This window comes from Vibrio sp. HDW18, assembly GCF_011306175.1.
Lineage (GTDB): Bacteria > Pseudomonadota > Gammaproteobacteria > Enterobacterales > Vibrionaceae > Vibrio > Vibrio chanodichtyis.
In genome coordinates this window covers 2,389,566-2,409,799 of the sequence record NZ_CP049913.1, presented here as the reverse complement: position 1 = coordinate 2,409,799, position 20,234 = coordinate 2,389,566, and the positions used below count along the sequence as shown (strand labels likewise).

Below are 20,234 nucleotides of genomic sequence, written 5' to 3'. Positions count from 1 at the left end.
GAACCAGAATCTACACCAAAACCCTAAGTGGAGAAAGTATTTTGGCTAGCCGATCACACCTTATGCATTAATTTGCAAATATCCAACAATTAATCTTTATTTTTCAATCAGATTTCTCATCCATTTTTTACTTTGCATACGGTGTAATGAACTCCCCCATTTCACCAACTCTTCGGTAAGAAACAGCCAATAAATCCATTCTGGATCAACTTTCAGCACCAACGCGGCAAACGCCGCCAGTGGGATACCGATACACCACTGCGCCACTATATCTTGAGCGAGACAGTATTTTACATCTCCCCCAGCACGCAGTGCACCGACAATCACCATCATCGGCAGTGAGCGCAGCACGATCCCGATACACATGATCACGATAAATTTCTCTGACAGCGCACGCGTCTCTGGACTCAACGCACTAAAGGCATCCAGTACTGGGGTTTGCACAGTATAAAGCGTGATCGCGACCAGAACTCCGACAATCACACTGCAGATTGTCACACCGATGGCTTGATAATAAACGGCTTGATAATTTTTTGCTCCCAGTTGATTGCCGACCAAGACCGAGGCGGCACTCGACATCCCAATCAATAAACTCAGTGAAATCGATTCAACCGGCGTCATCACCGATAATGCCGCGAGTCCCTGCACCCCAGTTTGTCCCATGATCGCATGGTAGGTAAATAGACCTGCAGCCCAAGCTAAAAAGTTAAAGGTGGTCGGTAGTGACAAGCGCAAAAAACGGCTAATTTTCGGCCAATCCAACACCGCTTTTATATCCAGCCAACCAAACGCCATTAAATGCTGTTTGCCATATAGATAACTGTACAAACAAGCAACTTCGATGGCACAACTCAACAAAGTAGCAATTGCCGCGCCTTCAATCCCCATCGCAGGAAAGCCGCAATGACCAAAAATCAACATCCAGTTCAGCACCACGTTGGCCACAATGCCGATACCGCTGAAAAATGTGCTCACACCGGGTTTATGCATCGCCCGTAGCCCTACCGCCATGCTGCTGACACATGCCACCGCAAACATGGTCAAAGCAGTGATGATCAAATACTGGCTGCCCAGTGCATTCACCTGCTCAGACTCGGTGGTGAGTGACATAATTTGCTGTGGAAAAAATAAAAACAGCAATACGGTAAACAACGCGAAGAAATTGGCGACTAACCAGGTCAGCGCGGTACTTTCACGTACCCCTTTGCGATCGCCAGCCCCCCAATATTGCGCCGTTAATAATGCCCCACCAGTGGTGACCCCAACCAGCATAATGGTGGTCACGAAAGTGGCACGCGCGGCTACACCGACCGCGGCAATTTCTGCTTCACCTAGCTGACCGAGCATCAAAACATCAACTAAACCACGGCTGGAGAACATGATATTTTGCAAGGTGATCGGCAGCGCTATCGCGATCAAACGGCGAAAAAAATCCCCTCGCATGTGGGATAAAACGTGAGAGACAACAGACACAAGATCACTCCAAAGCGTGATGCTCGTCCTTTTTCTAGGTTAGTGAAGGACATAGCAAGCAGAAAAAAACTGCGGCTATTATACTCATGTGAGCATAGTCACAACAAACGATTAAACAGGCGGGTAGATGAAAAAAGTATTAGTACTGGGAGCATCCGGTTATGTGGGAGCACAACTGCTGCCACGACTGCTAGAAGCAGGCTATCAAATCACTGCAGCTTCGCGCAGCATAGATGATCTCAATGCCCGTTTACCCACGCATCCTAACCTGACACTTCTGCGTTTAGATCTCGCCGATCGCCAGCAAACACTCGCCACCATTCCCGACTACGATTTGGTGTTTTTCTTAGTGCACGGTATGGCGCACGGCGGTGATTTTGTCGATTACGAACTGTCATTGGCCCACAACGTCAAACAGGCTCTCGATGTTAGCCATAGTCGGGTACAACAGGTCATTTATTTAAGTTCACTGCAGCCACAATCTCATCGATCTCCCCATCTGCAAGCGCGTTATGAAACAGGACAAATTTTACGTCAGTCTCATGTCCCAATCACTGAACTTAGAGCCGGAGTGATCATTGGTGCCGGTTCCGCTGCCTTCGAAATCATGCGTGATTTTGTGTATAACCTGCCCATATTAATCACCCCACAATCGGTCGACGCGCAAGCCAATCCGATTGCACTGAGCAACCTGAATACCTATCTACTCCAGTTTGCACAAGAGCAGCCCGCAACCCATCAAATTTTCGAGCTAGGTGGACCGGAGATATTGAGTTATCGCGAACAATTTCGCCAACTATGCCAACTGACAGGCAAACCCTTTCGGCTATGGTCAACTCGCTGGCTTACTCCTTATATCGCTTCACACTGGTTAGGGATAGTAACCTCAGTACCCAGCGCGATTGGTCGCTCTCTACTGGCCGGATTGACGCACGATTTCATCGCAGATAACCGCGCGATTAGCGCACGCTATCCACAAACCTTGTTGTCTTATCGTGACGCCGTCACTCAAGCCATCAATAGTGAGGGAACCTTCGTACGTAGCCAAATTTGGGGATTTGATCCTAACGCCATTCAACGCTGGCAACCGGGGTTTGGTTATTATCCTAAGCGAGCCGGAGCCAGTATCCACACCGAATTAAGCAGCCACGCATTATGGCAAGTGATCCAAACGATTGGTCAGCGCGATCAAGGCTATTTTTTTGCTAATGGCTTGTGGCGAATTCGTGAATGGTTAGATGTACTATTTGGTGGTAAGCCACCGATCCGACATCACCCTGCTGGTGCGGAATTGGAGGTTGGCGATTTTATCGATTCGTGGAAAGTGATCCGCTGCCAACCGCAGCAATTTTTGTCATTATTATTTGGTATGAAAGGCCCAGGTTTAGGCCGCTTAGAATTTATGATTGAAGATCTCGGTACTCAACGACGCCTTAGCATCACGGCGTGGTGGCATCCACAAGGTTGGCTAGGCTTGCTGTATTGGTATGCCATGATGCCAGCGCACCTGTTTATTTTTCGCGGTATGGTACGCGCTATTATCAAAAAATCCCGCCACCATCAGTGACGGGATCTCACATACCTGAACTTAACCAAAAGATGACTCAGATTAGAAAGCGTTATTCAACTCGAAAAGAGAGTGGAATTTCAGCCAACTGGGTGCCATGGTTGGCCGGAAAAATCAGGTACTCGCCGTGATATTTAACATTCGATTTATAATCGGTCTGCTTATGTACCATAAATCCAGCCGCAAACGCTTTTTCGATAAAAGCCGCATGGTGACCACGTACAAACCAATTCATCGGTTTAACCAACACTTCTCCGTCAAAACATGCTTCACATTGTACAGAGCACAGTGCCAGTGAATTTTGGCCATCAGTAAAAATCTGCACTTTCCCCGCATTGACCAACGGCTCAGAGGTTGAAACTTCCCAATCCGCTTGCTCCATCTCATCCAGAAAAGCTTCAATCTGCTGATCGGTGATCGGTTTATTGTCTTGTTCAGCAAAAAAATGCGCATAATACGCCGAAATCCGTTGAAAGGTTGGCAACAGTTGCGACTGGTTGCCTTTCGAACGCCCCGCTTTTTGCCACTGAGTCAAATCATCGCCCACACAGCGGTCAAAACGCTGGGCCTTGAGCGCTTTGGTTACCCAATGCACTAAAAAATGGTTATTCGCCACCGGTGCATTGGCTAGTTTGCCTGCTTTATGCTCCGCCGCGAGTTCCGCCAGTGCCGTATTGACCACTTGTTGAATTTCTAAATAGTAATTTGCCATTATGCATTTTTTCCTAACATCCAATAGAAGGCACCCGATAATACCGAGCAGGCCGCCATCACCAAGATCATCGGCCAAGTTTGCGTACCGGGTAGTGCTGAGACCACCACCCCAATCACCGATCCGGTACCAAAACGCAGTGTGCCGGCTAACGATGAAGCGGTGCCCGCCATGCGTGGGTATCGGCTCAGCAATAGCCCCATTGAATTACTGCCAATGGTCGAGATAGTGCCCACAAACAGCACCACAAACGGTACAATTCCCCACAAGCCCCAATTCAGTAACCAACCAATAAACAGACCAATCCCAGCCAGCAGTTGGATCAACAGTGCAAAGCGCAGCATATTGTGCGAGCCGACTTTTTTCACAAAGCGACCATTGAGGCTGGTCATCGCGATCATTGCGATAATATTGAGCCCAAACAGATATCCGAATTGATCAGGGCTAACACCATAAATATCAATATAAACAAACGCACCAGCGGTTAAGAAAGCGAACATGCCAGCAAACGAAAAAGCACCGGAGAAAATCAGCCCCATCGCGACCGGATTTTTGCACAGGTCAAAGTAGTTGCGCATGGTATTACGAAAACGTAGCGGTTGACGGTTCTCTTCGCTCAGCGTTTCTGGGATCTTCCACAGCACCATCGCAATCACTAGCACGGCAAACAGCGCTAACACCCAGAAAATCGAGCGCCAACCAAACCAGACCGCTAAATGACCACCGATCATCGGCGCGGCTAACGGGGCCAGCGTGATCACTAAGGTGACAAACGACATCGCGCGGATAAAATCTTCGCGATCAAACATATCGCGTACCACGGCTTGGATCACCACCGCGGCCGCGGCACCGGCAAAACCTTGTGCGGCACGAATATAGGTTAATGCTTCGATACCATTAGTGGTGGCGCTGGCCACGGCACCAATCCCAAACAGAAAAATCCCGCATAGCATCACCGGACGACGACCAAAACTGTCGGCCATCGGGCCATGCAGCAGTTGCCCGATGGCAAAACCGGCGGTATACGCGGTCAGGGTAATTTGTACTGCACCAGCATTAACGCCAAAATCACGGGCAATGGTCGGCATAGCAGGTAAATACATATCGATCGCGAGTGGCGTCAAAGCACCAAGCGCACCGAGCACAATATAAAGTAACAAGCTCATTTGAGGTGCTTGTTGAGCGTTGAGAGTTGGGGCTGACATAATTCTCCGTCAAGCTAACTGGTGGTATTAAAAATCATGTTTTAACATGTTATACCCTTGGTACTTGAAGCTGCAGCGGTGTTGGCTAGGTTCCTTCACCCCAATCACATAGTTTACCTATGCTCATGGGGACTCATTCACTTGCCGCCTACCTGCAACTCCAAGTGGTTTGGGTATAATTATGGTCAAAAACATCGCCATTCACCTGTTTTAATTGAGCAATCATCGATTTCAAAAAACCGTTTTTGTTGCCAAACTAGAGCGATTTTTCCTAACCAAAACTATTTCCAAACCGAAGCGATTTCAGATTCCGTTAAATAACGATACTCACCCGGCTCAAGTTGCTCATCCAACATAATTTGACCAATCCGCTCACGGTGCAAGCCGATCACTTTATTACCTAATGCTGCAAACATCCGTTTCACTTGGTGGTATTTGCCTTCGTGAATGGTGAGCAGAACCTCGGTGGCACTGATTATCTCTAACTGAGCGGGCAAGGTCAGTTCGCGTTCGTTGCGCAGTTCAATGCCTTGTGCAAATTGCTCAGCATAATCGGCTTGGATCGGATCAGCCAGCCACACACGATAAGTTTTTTCACATTTGTGTTTGGGCGATGTCACGCGGTGCGACCATTGCCCATCATCGGTGATCAGCAGCAAGCCTGTGGTATCAACATCCAAACGTCCAGCGAAGTGCAGATCGTGAATATTCACTTCATCGAGCAAGATAAAGGCGGTTTGATTAAACCCATCCTCGTGCGAGCACACCACACCCTCAGGCTTGTGCATCATAATATAGCGCGGGCCCTGAACGCTGATTTCACGCGCTTGCCACTCAACCCGCGAGTTCGGTTTAAGCTTAAACGCACCACTTTTTTGCACCACTGTATCAACGGTTACTTCACCGCTTTTGAGAAGCATCGTCGCTTCTTTACGCGTAGTACCGAGCGCATCACACAGGAATTTATCTAAACGCATGCTTACCTCATTGGCTGGAAGTCGGTTATTATACAGACCTGACAGCATAATTACCCAGCGCAATTACTTGCGATACACATCAAGCGGTGCAAAACCCGCCAATTGCCAACCTAACCTCGGTAACCCCCTGCGGATGTATACGTTACGACCTTATCAAACAGACTCGGTTAAAGCCGTAGTGCACTATTTTCGCCAGCATTCGACACCAGCAGTGATCGTACTACCGACCGGAGCGGGCAAAAGCTTAGTGATTGCTGAACTCGCCCGCCTTGCTCGGGGACGAGTCTTAGTGCTGGCGCATGTGAAAGAGTTAGTCGAACAAAACCACGCTAAATATGAAGGCTATGGTTTAAGTGGTGCGATTTTTTCCGCGGGTCTTGGCCGCAAAGAAACCGATCAATCGGTGGTGTTTGCTTCGGTGCAATCGGTGGTACGTAACTTAGCCGAATTTACCGATCCGTTCTCTTTGTTGGTGATTGATGAGTGTCATCGGGTACCGGATGATAAAAACAGCAGCTACCAAAAAGTCATTCAGCATCTTCTAGAGCTCAATCCTAATATGAAAGTGCTAGGACTGACCGCCACCCCTTATCGGCTCGGCATGGGCTGGATTTATCAATACCATACCCGAGGTTTGGTGCGCAGCGCCGAAACGCGTTTTTTTCGCGACTGTATTTTCGAACTGCCGATTCATTATCTACTCGATGAGGGCTTTCTTACTCCTGCCAAACTGATTGATACTCCGGTGATGAGTTACGATTTCTCACAGTTGAAACCCGCCAACACCGGCCGTTATCGTGAATCTGAACTCGATTTCGTGATCGAGCAATCACAGCGTGCGACCCCACAAATCATCGCGCAGATCATTGAGCTTGCTCACCAGCGCAAAGGGGTAATGATTTTTGCTGCCACTGTGCGTCATGCTGAAGAAATTTATCGATTACTACCGGATCAGCAAGCCGCATTAGTGATTGGTGATACGCCAACCCCAGAGCGCGATCGCATCATTCAAGCTTTTAAGCTGTGCCAAATAAAGTTTTTAGTCAATGTTTCTGTGCTCACCACCGGCTTTGATGCGCCGCACGTGGATTTAATTGCAATTTTACGCCCGACCGAATCAGTCAGCTTGTATCAACAAATTGTCGGGCGAGGATTACGGCTCGCCGAAGGCAAAACCGACTGTTTAGTGCTCGATTACGCTGGCAATCAATATGATTTGTATCAACCTGAAGTGGGCGATCCTAAGCCGGATTCAGACAGTGAAATTATCACCATCCCCTGTCCGGCTTGCGGTTTTAATAATAACTTTTGGGGCAAACTGGATGCTAACGGCTTTTTGCTTGAGCACTATGGTCGCCGCTGCCAAGGCTATTTCACCGATGAAGAGAGCGGCGAGCGCGAACATTGTGGCTATCGTTTTCGGGCCAAATACTGCAATCAGTGCGGAGCGGATAATGACATTGCCGCGCGCATCTGCCATGAATGCGATGCTACGCTAGTCGATCCGGATAAAAAACTCAAAGACGCGCTGAATCTCAAAGATGCCTTGGTGTTTGAATGCCTTGAGATGAGCTTGCTGGTGCATAAAGACGTGCAAGGCAAGAGTCAGTTACAAGTCACTTATCACGGAGACAATGGGCTGCAAGTTCACCACTTTTGGCCATTAACCACTGCGCGCCAAAAACAGCGATTTCGCGATCAATTTGTGCGTCCGCATTTGGCAGATAAACATCGCCCTTTTGATGCGGCAACGCCAAGTAAAGTGGTGGATCATCAGCACCGCTTTCGTCCACCGTTATTTGTGATTGCCCGTAAATCCGGTCGTTTTTGGGTAATACGCGATCACGTTTTTGCCGATGAGTTTACCTCCGACATCGATCACCCATTACGCTCAAGTCTAACCGCTTAACCGAACAAGACTGGCATTGGGGTAGCACACTGCGTAAATCGAGTTTTTTAGTTGCTCAATGGTTGGATGAATGCTAGTATCCGCGCTCGTTTCTCGCCCGTTCAAATGGGTTAGAAATTTGACGACATAGACAAGGTCGCATTGTCTTGTCACTCTGTTTTTTACTAATTTGAGAGTAAATACTATGAAATTCGAAGCAGTATTACGTACTGACCTAGGTAAAGGTGCGAGCCGCCGCCTACGTCACACTGGTTACTTCCCAGCGATCGTTTACGGTGGTGAAGCAGCTCCAGTGTCTATTTCACTGAACCACGATGAAGTGATGAACCAAATGGACAAGCCTGAGTTTTACCAAGCTATCGTTCTGGTTATCGACGGCCAAGAAGTGAAAGTGAAACCACAAGATGTTCAACGTCACGCTTATAAGCCAAAAGTTGAGCACATGGACTTCATCCGTATCTAATTCCCTACCTAGGAATTAATCGGAGCAAATCCAACCTTTTGCATAAATAAGATCATCGGTCTTACCAACCGAAAAGTCTAAAAATTCGAAACCCCGATAGCTACCAACTATCGGGGTTTCACCGTATTGGCCCGCAGCACTGGCATAACAGCACGATTACTGACATAGCTGAAATCGCGATCAATGCCACCTTAATGCCTTGATATGCCTCGCATAATTAATTGCCACATGCTCACACCGACTCGTTTGCAATAAAAGTGCAATGAAAATGCAATATTATCTTTACACCTTAACTTTTTTTACGGAACTGAATAATGATGACCCCCAACTCATTAAACCATTCTGCCACCAAGTTACCCCACTCACTGCACAGTGTTGCTTTTCGCTTAAAACTTATCGTCGTATTAATTATTGTATCGATCCTATTTTTAGGCTATGAAGGGCTCGCCGGCATGCGCAGCGCGGCCAATACCATTGAGATCATGCATGGGAAAAACATGCTGAACACCATCCGTGCTGGGCGTATTTTAGATGAGATCGAAACGGCGCGTAGCCAGTTGTTACTCTCCTTCCAACATGATCCGAGCTCAAAATTTGCCACTATGCACAATCACGCCGTTGAGATGCACAGTGATGCCATTACTCAGTCACTAAGCCATCTGCAACAAATGATTGAAACGGACATTTTAGCCAGTGAGCTGAGCGTGGAAGAACGCTCACTCGCGATCCGCTTAAAAGAGCAAATCATCATGGTGACTGAGCAAGGTTTTACCCCAGCACTCAATCAATTGGCCCAACAAGAGTTCGATGCCGCCAATCTGATTTTGCTGCAGCGCATCAACCCCTTACTCAGTGACATTAAGCAAAGTGCCAACGCATTTCTGACCCTACAAATTAGCGAAGGTAACCGCTATTTAGCGGCAGCCGAGCGAGATATTGACCAATTTAGTTGGGAGGTCGGCTTGCTCGGAGGATTGGCACTGATTGTCACCACCACCTTGGCACTGCTCATCACCCATCGCGTTAACCATGCAGTGGTGGAGCTGGCAAGTTCAGTCAACCATATTGCCAATGGCGACCTTACTCAGCGCATTCCAGTCACGGGCAACGATGAGTTTTCGACAATTAGTCAATACGTCAACCGGATTGTGGAAAGCTTCCAAAAGGTGATTGGCAGCAACCGCCACTCGATCGCAACCTTAGCCAGCGCCGCCGAAGAAAATGCCGCGGTAACCTTGCAAGCCAAGCAAAGTATTGTCGAGCAACAGGCACAAACCCAGCAGATCGCAGCCGCCATTCATCAATTTACCGCCACCGTGCATGAAGTCGCCCAAAATGCAGGCTTAGCCGCGCAAGCCTCAGAGCAAGCGGAACTGGCCGCACAACAAGGCCACCAAGTGGTTGGTGACAATATCTCTATGATTGAAGGACTGGCAGCCGATTTACAAAAAATGCGCTCCGCGATCCAGATGCTAGCGGCGGATTCAGAAGCGATAGGTAGTGTGATAGATGTGATTCAAAGTATTTCTGAACAAACTAATTTACTCGCGTTGAATGCGGCGATTGAAGCGGCGCGGGCGGGTGAGCAAGGGCGTGGTTTTGCCGTGGTCGCCGATGAAGTTCGCACGCTCGCTAGTCGAACCCAAGACTCGACTAAGCAAATTTTAGAGACGGTGCAACGTTTGCAGCAAAGTAGTCGTGATTCAACCCAATGGATTGAACAAGGTGTTGACTCCGCAAGCAAAGCGGTCGAAAAGGCCCGCTTAGCTGGTAGTGCGCTCAATGCCATCACCAGTAACGTGGATCGAATCTCAAGTATGAATCTGCAAATTGCTGCCGCCTCGGAGCAGCAAACCGCCGTGACCGAAGAGATTAATAAAAATATCATCGCCATCAGCGATATTTCCGACCAAACCGCAGCAGGAGCCGAACAAAGCTCAGCGGCAACAGTCGAATTAGCGCGATTAGCGGAAGAGATGCAGCAACAAGTCGAACGCTATAGAGCTTAATCATTTAACATATAAAAAGGCCGAAACATAACGGATTCGGCCTTAAAACTCGATTAGCTCAACAAATCATAAAGTTAAATATTCTCCTGCTCAGTACGGTGCCCCATCCGGAATGTGATGGCTTTTTTATACAATTCACTGTACTTGGCATTGACTAATTCTTCTTCGCTCATTAACTGCAGGATTGTACGGTGACAGTTTTTCAGTAACTCATCGGTTTCCGTACCCGTGAGTTTAGTTGGCCAATAGCGAGATAAAATGGTGATCACTTTCATACAAACCGTACGTAACGTCGGGCAACGATTTAAGATTTCAATATAAATATCCAGAAGCGAATCTATCGTTTGTTGTTTATTGCATAACGCTTGATAACGCTGTTCCAGCCATTGCAATTTATCCTCATTAGTTTGTTTCAATGCTTTACCCAATGCGATTTTGCTTTCCAGCAAAATCCCACCCTCTTGATTCAGTAATGCTTCATTACACCAACCGATGCATTTGGCAAATTCAGAATCAAATCCCATCACATTCAGCAGCCAAGTGAAATGATAGCGATCTTCAAATAACTCAAACGGTTTGGCACGATAAATCTTATTTAAGATATCCACCGATATGCCCAGTTCCCCCTCTTCCATCGCCAGATGCGCGGCAACCAATTCTAACTGAGGCATTAGCTCCTCATGCTGGCCCTTATCATACAGCCCTTTCAATATCGATTTTGCTTGTGACAACCATTGATCGCGCAGGGTCGGCTCTGCCTGACGCACGGCATACAATAAAATACGAATTAAATTAAGCTGCATATGGTGGGTATTGCGATAGGTTTCTTTATTTATCTCGGTATACAAACGATAACGCTCCAACGCAGAGATCGTATCGCCTACCGATAGACAAAGATTAGCCAGTACCCATTCACGATCCGAGTGCCCTGGCACAATTTGGTTGGCAATCTGTAAATGATGGATCGCATCTGGAATGGAGTTATTACTTAAACTGATACTGGCTGCTTCCACCCGAGCGCGCACATTATTGGGAGTACTGGCTAGCAGTTCTTGGATCACTTGCGTCGCTTCGACATGACGTCCAGTTTGTTTTAGCGCATTCGCCAGCCCGATTTTCGCCCAATCAAAGTCTTTGTGCTCTAAGGTTTCCAAATAGACTTCACGTGCACAATCAAAGCGCCGTAATTGGGTTAAAAAATCGCCGCGAAATTTTTGAATCACATAATAATAATCGTTGTTAAATGGCTCCAGTTCATCACACAAACTCAAACCGAGTTCAGCCTCTCCATCTGCCTCTGCTTTATATAACGCTTGCAGCGCATGTTTGCGCGCTATTGCTTGGGTGAGGCGATCTTGTAAAGTCAGAATATTAAACGGCTTCAGTATATATTCATCGGGTTTCATTTCTAAAATCGAGTGCACCACATAAGATGAGCTCTCGCCAGTCACGAGGACAAATACCGCTTCCTGTTTAAGCAGCTTATAGTGCTTCAACTCTTCAAAAATTTGCTTACCATTCAATTCCTTACCAAAGTTATAATCACAAATAAAAATATCAAACTTCTGACGCCCAGCCATAAATACTGCCGCACGTGGGCTTTTACTACATACCACATTCGGCTCTAAAAACCCCAACTTGAGCAACATACTGCGCAAACTGGTGAGCACGATGGGAGCATCGTCAATAACCAAAACTTTGAGTTCAGAAAATGAAGGAATTGCCATATCTCTAATATCTATTTAATTGTTACAAATCGCACCAACTCAACGGCTGATTTAATACCTAATTTCGTCATAACTCGGGTCTTGTAGGTACTGACGGTTTTTTGGTTAATATCCAGTTGCAGGGCAATTTGTTTGTTGGACAGCCCTTCGACGAGCATCTTAGCCACCGTCAGCTCTCGTTCTGAAAGCTGCTCGAGTTCATTTGAGGTACTGAGTAAGTGTGAGTTACAGCGTTCGGCTTGCTGCAAGATACGATTGGCGGTTTCCGCTAAGGTGCTCGCTTTCACAATCGTTGCACTCCCCTCACGGGATAAATCCTCCACAACTAAGCTATCTTGCAACTCCATAAACACCCCTTGATAATCAAGATCAAGGTAGTCACAAAAATCATCTACTTCAAGCGCCGATAGCAGCTTACTTTCCACCACCAGCACATTGATCGGTAAATCACGCAATATATGCTGAGCTTGTTCAACATCCTGCGCGATAAACACTTGGCTAACATTGACGGCTTTGCGCAGAATTTTTTGTAAGGCCTGTGCACTGGTCATTTGACTGTCGACCAACAAAATTTGCCAGCCATTATCCATGCTCTGACCATCTAAGTGCTGATGACGATTTTTGCTATACAGCTCACTCAGTTGTGCAATCGGCATCGGCTTAGCTGCGTAATAACCTTGGCAAGTATCGACCCCAAGATGGCGTAAATATTGCCAAGTTTCTTCAGTTTCAACCCCTTCCACCACACAATGTAACCCCAAAGATTGCGCCAACAAAAGGCACATATTAGTCAATTGCTGATGTTTGTAATTGGTGGCTAGATCGTGCACAAAACTACGGTCAATTTTCAGCTCAGTAAACGGTAATTGCGCCAGTTGCGCTAATGAAGCGTAGCCTGTGCCAAAATCATCAATCGACAAACCGACACCATACATGCGCAGTCGAGCCAGATTGGCAAGCGAGGTCATGGTGCCGTTATAAACTTCATGTTCGGTCAGCTCTAAAGTCAGCTGGCTAGGCGCAAAATGGTGTTGTTCACAAATCGCAAGGATCGGATCGCAAATCGCTTGCTGCAAATTAGATTGGCTAATGTTGATCGAAAGCTGCAAATCAGCGGCAATGCTTGCCAATGCGGAAATCGACTTTTCGAGTACGGTTAAAAATAGCTGATCATGCAAACCACATTGCTCAATCAGAGGTAAAAACACCGCAGGGCTAAGCGTACCGTGCACTGGATGCTGATAACGCACCAACGCTTCGACGCCGACCATCGCCCCAGTGCGAAAATCAAACTGCGGTTGATAATAATTAAAAATATAATCATGCTCAAAAGCGTGTTTTATGTCATCCTTAGTTAGACTCAGCGTTGAGTAGCGTTCACGCTCATCCTCCGCTTGAACTTGCTTATTAAAGCTGTCGATCACTCGCTGTAGCGAATCCAAGGCATAAGGTTTGGCTAAACAATCCACATAAGGAAAGCCGGCCAAACTGCACATATTGCGGGTCAGCTCAAGAATGGCATCCTCAACCGCACTCACCACCACTACCCCTAAATTGGGCACTTGTTGGCTCAGTTGTGATAACAAACTGATGCCATCCATTTGTGGCATACGAATATCACAAAACATCAAATCAACGCTCACGGTGTTACATAAGGCTAGCGCGGCCATTCCATTTTCAGCCCAAATCACCTCATGCAATCCAAGTTGCCTTAATTTAAGTTTCAGACTAGTTGCCTGGATCCGATCATCTTCCACTATCAGTATTTTCATCACGTTATTCGCTCTGATGCTGATTAAGCCACTGCTGTGCCTGCTCGACGACTTCATACATGGCATTGATCAATTGCTGTTTGTCTACCACCAGTTGTTGTGGTGCGTTTTGTTTTTCCACGGTTTTTGCGAGTTCTGCCAGTTGTGATAGTTGCAAAGCTCCCGCAGCGCCTTTGATCCTGTGCGCAAGCGCTTTAACATCACAGTCAGCTTGATTCAATAATGCGATGTCCTGAGTAAAAGAATCTACCACCACCGATGCCATCTCTTGCTGTTCATCCGGCTCATAGGCATCTAACCACGCGCTCGCTACAACGCCCACCACTTGAGTTGTCAAATAAAGGCTCAAGGTTTCTCTGAGTGTCATCAAGCTGTACGGCTTATAAATCACTTTATCCATACCCGACTGCTCAGCCTGCTCGGCCGCCAAACGCGAATCCTCCGCGGTACAACCAATCACACCCCTTGGAATTGAGGGATCTCTTGTTTGACTTTGCGGGTCAAGCTAAAACCATCCAACTCTGGCATGTGGCAGTCAGTAATCAATAAATCATACTGCTCGGGTTGTGCGGCGAGCTTGTCGAATGCTTGGCGACCATCGCTGACTAAGGTTGCGCTAATGCCCAGTTGATTTAACTGTTTTCTCATCAATAACCGGTTAATGGGATCATCATCGGCAACTAAAATGTGACCTTGTAGCTGAGTGGATTCAGATGGTTCGCCGATAGCATTCATCGTAGCACGAACTTTGTTAAGCAAAAGGTCTGGATAAATATTATGGCTACTCTTTTCAACCCAATACTGACTACCTGTAACTCGAAGACCTAACGCTTGAGCCCACAACAGATAAGGAGATTGGTGCGAGATTGCCAGAGTTTGATGTTGGCATTCGTCACAGGGTGCAACGGACACTGGCAAAGTGACTTTGATTTGAGTTCCCTGGCCAAATTGACTATCAATTTCAATATTACCTTGCATCAGTTCAATCAAGTTCGAGACTATCGACATCCCTAGTCCTGTCCCACCAAATCGGCGCGTAATACTGCTATCGGCTTGCACAAAGGGAGTGAAAATTGAATCAATTTGAGCTTGAGTCATACCATAACCGGTATCTTCTACCACTATACTAAGGTGTTGATCGGCCACCTCAATTTTGACTACTACCCGCCCTCGCTCAGTAAACTTAAGTGCATTAGAGAGTAAATTGGTGACGATTTGGTTAAAACGTAATGCATCGAAATTGACCAATAATAATGCACTAGGAGCCCAAATTAGTTCAAACTCAACTTGTTTGATTTTAGCACTGGCTTCAAAGCCACGTAATAAAGGGCCAAGTTCATCCGCTAAATTGTATTGGGCAATATCGAGTTGCAATTGCTGTGCCTCAATTTTAGAAAAATCTAGAATATCATTGACATGCGAATTTAATCGCTCAGCCGAGCTGATCGCATTGGTCAATAGTAATTGACTCTCACTATTTTTTAAACGAGAGGTCAACAATTCCATTAAACCCAACATTGCCGCAATCGGGGTACGCAACTCATGGCTAATTACCGCCATAAAATGGTTGCGTGCTTCTACGGCTTGCAGTGCTTGCTGATTAGAATCACGCAATGCCAGCTCTGTTTGTTTGAGTTCAGAAATATCGTTAAATAGGGTTAAATATACTTGCTGCTGAGTGAGCGGATAATAAATCGCCCGCCGCATGACATGAAAATGGCATCCACGGATGACACAGTTGGTCTCTGGCACTTGAATGACCATCGAGTATTCAGCATCTACCTCTGTCGGTAAGCCCATAAAAGCGCATTCTGGCCGTTGCTGTATACACGCATCATTACAACAGGCTTGATAACTGTTTCGATAGGCCGCATTGGCTAATATCACTTCCCCTTTTTGGTCGGAAATAAAAATCATATTTGGGATCGCATCAAGTAACCCCATCAACCAGCGTAATTGACCGAATGATAATTGAGCCACTTGCTCTGAGCTACGCAATTTTATACGCATATGATAAAGAGAAATGCTTAGTATAAGACCGAAACTCAGCACAATACATAACATCACCAACGCAGAAATTAACACCTGCTGTTTATCGTAACCCACATGTACCGTCACACGATCATAATTAGCTTTAACTGCATCAATCTCTGCTTGACTAAAGGTCGCCAATAGCTTTTGCAGCATACTTTGTAAAGCGTATGCATCCTTACCGACCAACATCGTAATGTCGGCTCTTAAATTTTGACCCGCACTCGGGGGTAGCTGCGTGAATGAATCTTGCTTTCCATCAAGCAACATCTGATTAATTAAAACTTTATTAAGCAAAGCATGCGTCACTTGACCACTATTTAATGCTTGTTCTAACTCATTCAGTGTGCGGTAAATTTTAATATTCTCCAAATCCATTTGATTAGCGAGCTGGAGATTAAATTTTCCGCTGCGATCAAGTATACCCGTAATTTGGATCGCATACGGTTTGGTAGTTTTAATATGACCGAATTCAAGCTCTGTATATTTACCTATGTCAATAAAATCTCGCCTATCGATATAGTCCATATTATAAAATGGCACGAAATCCACTTTACCAATCCGCAAAAGTTCATCGATATCTCGACCATAAGCAGGAACAAATTCAAATTTTAAGATACTTTTAGATTCCATTAAATCGATTAGATCATGTATGTAACCTTTGTATTTTTTCTCTTTTTCATCCCAATAGGATATCGGAAAAAGATCATCCTGCACACTATAGCGTAAAATTGTGTCATTCTTTTTACTACGTAATGATTTCAAAGCCACCTGATCATTAACAAAATAAACATTAGATGAATTTAATTTGTTATTGGTTAATCCATTTTTATCCGCCTCCATCACTTTATTAATTGCAGAAAGTAATAATGGCTCATTGATATTGATTAACACCCGATTAATTTGCGAGCCTAAATCTTGATCAAAAACAACCTTACCTAAAGTAAAACCGCTTTTACTTAAAAAGTGATTTAATGAAGCATAATTAGCAATCGTCGCATCGGCCACACCTTGATGGATCATTTCAACTGAACTGATGTAATTTGGTGCGATAATCATTTTCGGATAACCGCGTTTTTTTAGTATTTCACAATACGACGTATCTTTAATACAAACCCATCTTAAATTGGCGAGTGGTCTTTGGGCCATACTCTTTTCGCGTAACCAGATTACCAGTAAATTTTCATATAATGGCTCAGAAAATAAAAATTGACCTTCCCGCATCGGTGTATGCGCAAAACCGACCACCATGTCGGCATAGCCCCTTTTTACCGCGTTGAGTACCGCCTCTACAGAATTAAAGACCTTATAATCAATCGCCACCCCGAGTTCTTGGGCAAGTGCTGTGGCAAAATCATGTTCAATTCCTATCGGTTCTTGCACAGAACCGCCCCAAAAAGGCATCCATACGTCGTTCAGCACCGCGATGGTAATCGTGGATTTCTTTTTGAGATACTCGCGCTCGCTAGGATCCAGGTAGTCTGCAGCAACAGCAGTTGTCACAAGAAGACTTAACAACAATGTAAAGAAATATCGTTTCAACTATTACCAACCTATGGCAGAGATCACATTTATACCCAACATCATAATGTAATAGTCATAAAATGAGCAATGGTATTATTTGAAAAACATGAGAGTAAATTGAATTAATTTAAAGACATAGAACGCCTAACAAGAATTTTCCTACAAATAACAAAGGCCAATAAATCAAAAACAAAACATTAGCCAGAAACGCTAATTTTAATTAACAAGCTCATCTTTAATTTAAGCTATCTGGCGCTGCTTTTTTGTAATCGCTCTAACTCATCAGAACAATATTCACTAACGTAATCTTAATAAACCCAATCGATAGAACAGTAAAGAGACTAATAAGAATCCACAGCCAAGCAGCTTATTCAATGGCATGCTTTCATGATAAATCACCACGCTCAGCACTAAAGTCCATACTGGCTCAAGCAGCATTAGTAGTGCGGCATTGGTTGGGTTCGCGCTTTTCTGACCGATGGTTTGCAATAAATAGCGCAAACTGGTCGCCAGTAGCACACTCAGTGCAAACCATTGCCAAGTGATCATACTCACGGTTGTCGGCCAGCTCTCGGTGAACCACGATAAAGCGATGCCTAAACATCCTGTAGTGAACAATTGTAGTGTGGTCAATAGCATTGGCGGCAGTTGGCTAGAGAAGCGGCTATTAAAATTAAAGTGCAGTGCCAAGCAACAGGACGCGGCTAAAAACCATAATTGATTGGCGGCAAATTGCCATGTGCCATTCCAAGCTAATAGAAATAGCCCTATCACGGCAACGGGCAATGAAAGCCAAAACGCGCGGATCGGGCGCTGACCAAAAATAGGCCAAGCGAGCAGCGGGACAAACAGCATCGACAGGCTCATAATAAATGCGCCTTCACCTAAGGTAGCGCTGAGCGAAATGGCATGGATCCAACAAAACAGTGAAATCGCCAGTAACAAGCCAACCCCGATCGATTGCAGACACGCCTGACGTGAAGCTTGTTTCAATGCTGAAAAACAAAATGGTAGCAAGCAAAGTGAGGCTGCAATAAAGCGCAAGCCAATGAAACCAAAAGGGGGAAGTTCTTGAATGGCTTGCTTGGAGAAAACCCAACCACCAGCGGCCAACAAGGTGGTAACAACCAGCAGTAGCTCAGCGGGAAAACGTGTACGCATTAATCGCTTATTCAATCGGTGAGTCGTGGGACTGATTGTGCGCTAAATCGACGCTGCATACCAGTATTGGTACCCCGTTTAGTCTCCTCATACTGGCATTTGTACGAAAACCAAGCAAACAATCAAATTTACTAAAAAATATGATTTTTTAGCATTAAAAACCAGAATAAAGTCAATAATCAAGAACAATTATCCAACTTTTTCAAATTTTCACAATTTGAAAACTAACAGTAAGACAAAATGGCAGTGCTTATCACCAGTAACACAAAATGATCATAACCACTAATAGGAGTAGGATCCGCCACATTATTATTTTTAGATAAGTGATTTTTTAGTGAAAGACTCTCAGGAAGTAACCCATTTTAGTGCTGAGCAGACCGCACAATGGACCCAACACGACACCTATTGGCTGCTGAGCCTATTCGGTACCGCCGTCGGAGCCGGCATTTTATTCTTACCGATCAATATTGGTTTAGGCGGTTTTTGGCCTTTGGTTCTGATGGCGCTATTAGCGTTCCCAATGACCTATTTATCACACCGTGGGCTGGCGCGCTTTGTGCTTTCATCGCGACGTCCTAATGCCGATTTTACCGATGTGGTGGAAGAGCATTTTGGTCAAAATGCCGGGCGTTTAATCTCGCTGCTCTATTTTCTATCGATTTTTCCAATTTTGCTGATCTATGGCGTTGGTTTGACCAACACTGTGGATAGCTTTTTAGTCAATCAAGCAGAAATGGTATCACCGCCACGCGCCCTACTGTCTGGGGTACTGGTATTTGCTTTAATCGCGATTATGCTCAGTGGTGAAAAAATTATGCTGCGCACTTTTGCGGTGATGGTCTACCCGCTCGCGGCGATTCTCGCGCTACTTTCGCTGTATTTAATTCCTTATTGGTCAATGCCAAGCTGGGATTTTCCACCAACCAGTACATTTTTGCACACCGTTTGGCTGGCAATCCCGGTGGTGGTGTTCTCTTTCAGCCATGCCGCGGCCATTTCTAGCTTTGCCAATATTCAGCGCCGTCATTATGGTGCACAGGCTGAATACAAATCCGAACAAATTTTGCGTAATACCAGCGTAGTATTGATTCTGTTTGTGCTGCTGTTCGTCATCTCTTGCGTACTGGCATTGTCGCCACAAGCCCTGCAACAAGCCAAAGCGCAAAATGTTTCAGTGCTGACTTATCTGGCCAACGTAACCGATAACCCGTTTATCGCCACACTTGGCCCATTGGTCGCTTTTATTGCGATTACCTCATCTTTCTTAGGCCATTTCCTTGGTGCTCGTGAAAGCTTATCGGGGCTACTCACTAAAAACTGCCGCGTGTCACTGCGCTTGGCGGAGCGGATCACTATCGCCTTTTTGTTTATCACTATTTGGATTGCCGCCATCATCAACCCAAGCATTCTGGGGATGATGGAAGCGCTATCGGGCCCAGTTATCGCGATGATTCTATTTATCATGCCAATGATCGCGGTATTTAAAGTCGCTGCACTACAGCAGTACCAAAAACATATCAGTACCTTATTTATCTTGTTGATCGGTCTACTAGCGGTGTCGGCTCTGCTGTACAGCTTACTGGGTTAACACTTTATTTCGCTAGCCGATTAAGCGAAATCCTCTCCTCGACTCACACTTAGCGGCTCCCATCAGGGAGCCGAATTTTACCGCACCAGATTTTGATGGCATCAATCGAGTTCAAT

12 protein-coding genes and 1 pseudogene are annotated in these 20,234 nt (G+C 45.7%); 5 read left to right on the top strand and 8 right to left on the bottom strand.

The annotated features are described in order from the left end of the window. Positions 1 to 96: 96 nt before the first annotated feature. Positions 97 to 1,473 (bottom strand): MATE family efflux transporter, encoded by a 1,377-nt coding sequence (locus G7083_RS11445; RefSeq protein ID WP_166014891.1) that lies wholly within the window; start codon positions 1,471 to 1,473, stop codon positions 97 to 99. A 127-nt stretch (positions 1,474 to 1,600) separates the two neighbouring features. Here G7083_RS11445 and G7083_RS11440 point away from each other — a divergent pair, with 127 nt between their 5' ends. Next, positions 1,601 to 3,040, top strand: coding sequence for a DUF2867 domain-containing protein (locus tag G7083_RS11440; RefSeq protein WP_166014890.1), 1,440 nt, complete (start codon positions 1,601 to 1,603; stop codon positions 3,038 to 3,040). A gap of 52 nt (positions 3,041 to 3,092) precedes the next feature. Here the strand turns inward: G7083_RS11440 and G7083_RS11435 are convergent, their stop codons facing one another. The 3 genes from G7083_RS11435 to rsuA all read right to left on the bottom strand — a co-directional run bounded on the left by G7083_RS11435 (position 3,093) and on the right by rsuA (position 5,934). Then, positions 3,093 to 3,752, bottom strand: coding sequence for a DUF2913 family protein (locus G7083_RS11435; protein WP_166014889.1), 660 nt, complete (start codon positions 3,750 to 3,752; stop codon positions 3,093 to 3,095). Then, positions 3,752 to 4,957 (bottom strand): Bcr/CflA family multidrug efflux MFS transporter, encoded by a 1,206-nt coding sequence (locus G7083_RS11430; protein WP_166014888.1) that lies wholly within the window; start codon positions 4,955 to 4,957, stop codon positions 3,752 to 3,754. The genes G7083_RS11435 and G7083_RS11430 overlap by 1 nt, the downstream gene beginning before the upstream one ends. Before the next feature lie 281 nt (positions 4,958 to 5,238). Beyond that, the gene (rsuA, locus tag G7083_RS11425) at positions 5,239 to 5,934 is read right to left on the bottom strand and encodes a 16S rRNA pseudouridine(516) synthase RsuA (RefSeq protein WP_166014887.1); all 696 of its coding nucleotides are present in this window, start codon (positions 5,932 to 5,934) and stop codon (positions 5,239 to 5,241) included. Positions 5,935 to 6,067: 133 nt separating this feature from the next. Between rsuA and G7083_RS11420 the strand changes: the two genes are divergently transcribed. The 3 genes from G7083_RS11420 to G7083_RS11410 all read left to right on the top strand — a co-directional run bounded on the left by G7083_RS11420 (position 6,068) and on the right by G7083_RS11410 (position 10,315). Next, the gene (locus G7083_RS11420) at positions 6,068 to 7,843 is read left to right on the top strand and encodes a DEAD/DEAH box helicase (protein WP_166014886.1); all 1,776 of its coding nucleotides are present in this window, start codon (positions 6,068 to 6,070) and stop codon (positions 7,841 to 7,843) included. 184 nt (positions 7,844 to 8,027) lie between these two features. Continuing rightward, entirely contained in the window at positions 8,028 to 8,306 is a 279-nt protein-coding gene (rplY, locus tag G7083_RS11415) for a 50S ribosomal protein L25 (RefSeq protein WP_166014885.1), read from the top strand. Positions 8,307 to 8,623: 317 nt separating this feature from the next. Then, positions 8,624 to 10,315, top strand: a complete 1,692-nt coding sequence (locus G7083_RS11410; RefSeq protein ID WP_166015051.1) for a methyl-accepting chemotaxis protein — start codon at positions 8,624 to 8,626, stop codon at positions 10,313 to 10,315. A gap of 74 nt (positions 10,316 to 10,389) precedes the next feature. Here the strand turns inward: G7083_RS11410 and G7083_RS11405 are convergent, their stop codons facing one another. The 4 genes and pseudogenes from G7083_RS11405 to G7083_RS11390 all read right to left on the bottom strand — a co-directional run bounded on the left by G7083_RS11405 (position 10,390) and on the right by G7083_RS11390 (position 18,530). Continuing rightward, positions 10,390 to 12,042, bottom strand: coding sequence for a response regulator (locus tag G7083_RS11405; protein WP_166014884.1), 1,653 nt, complete (start codon positions 12,040 to 12,042; stop codon positions 10,390 to 10,392). Positions 12,043 to 12,053: 11 nt separating this feature from the next. Next, positions 12,054 to 13,805, bottom strand: coding sequence for an EAL domain-containing protein (locus G7083_RS11400; protein WP_277347131.1), 1,752 nt, complete (start codon positions 13,803 to 13,805; stop codon positions 12,054 to 12,056). Positions 13,806 to 13,818: 13 nt separating this feature from the next. Continuing rightward, positions 13,819 to 17,249 (bottom strand): annotated as a pseudogene (locus G7083_RS11395) (transporter substrate-binding domain-containing protein). 417 nt (positions 17,250 to 17,666) lie between these two features. Then, complete coding sequence (locus G7083_RS11390; RefSeq protein WP_166014882.1) at positions 17,667 to 18,530, bottom strand: DMT family transporter; 864 nt, start codon at positions 18,528 to 18,530, stop codon at positions 17,667 to 17,669. A gap of 334 nt (positions 18,531 to 18,864) precedes the next feature. Here G7083_RS11390 and G7083_RS11385 point away from each other — a divergent pair, with 334 nt between their 5' ends. Continuing rightward, positions 18,865 to 20,118 (top strand): aromatic amino acid transport family protein, encoded by a 1,254-nt coding sequence (locus G7083_RS11385; RefSeq protein ID WP_166014881.1) that lies wholly within the window; start codon positions 18,865 to 18,867, stop codon positions 20,116 to 20,118. Positions 20,119 to 20,234 lie beyond the last annotated feature (116 nt).

What these genes read in the sequence shown, in the direction of transcription:
- G7083_RS11440 (WP_166014890.1), top strand. Translation starts at nt 1,601, where the DNA reads ATGAAAAAAGTATTAGTACTGGGAGCATCCGGTTATGTGGGAGCACAA.
- G7083_RS11435 (WP_166014889.1), bottom strand. Translation starts at nt 3,752, where the DNA reads ATGGCAAATTACTATTTAGAAATTCAACAAGTGGTCAATACGGCACTG.
- G7083_RS11430 (WP_166014888.1), bottom strand. Translation starts at nt 4,957, where the DNA reads ATGTCAGCCCCAACTCTCAACGCTCAACAAGCACCTCAAATGAGCTTG.
- rsuA (WP_166014887.1), bottom strand. Translation starts at nt 5,934, where the DNA reads ATGCGTTTAGATAAATTCCTGTGTGATGCGCTCGGTACTACGCGTAAA.
- G7083_RS11420 (WP_166014886.1), top strand. Translation starts at nt 6,068, where the DNA reads ATGTATACGTTACGACCTTATCAAACAGACTCGGTTAAAGCCGTAGTG.
- rplY (WP_166014885.1), top strand. Translation starts at nt 8,028, where the DNA reads ATGAAATTCGAAGCAGTATTACGTACTGACCTAGGTAAAGGTGCGAGC.
- G7083_RS11410 (WP_166015051.1), top strand. Translation starts at nt 8,624, where the DNA reads ATGACCCCCAACTCATTAAACCATTCTGCCACCAAGTTACCCCACTCA.
- G7083_RS11405 (WP_166014884.1), bottom strand. Translation starts at nt 12,042, where the DNA reads ATGGCAATTCCTTCATTTTCTGAACTCAAAGTTTTGGTTATTGACGAT.
- G7083_RS11390 (WP_166014882.1), bottom strand. Translation starts at nt 18,530, where the DNA reads ATGCGTACACGTTTTCCCGCTGAGCTACTGCTGGTTGTTACCACCTTG.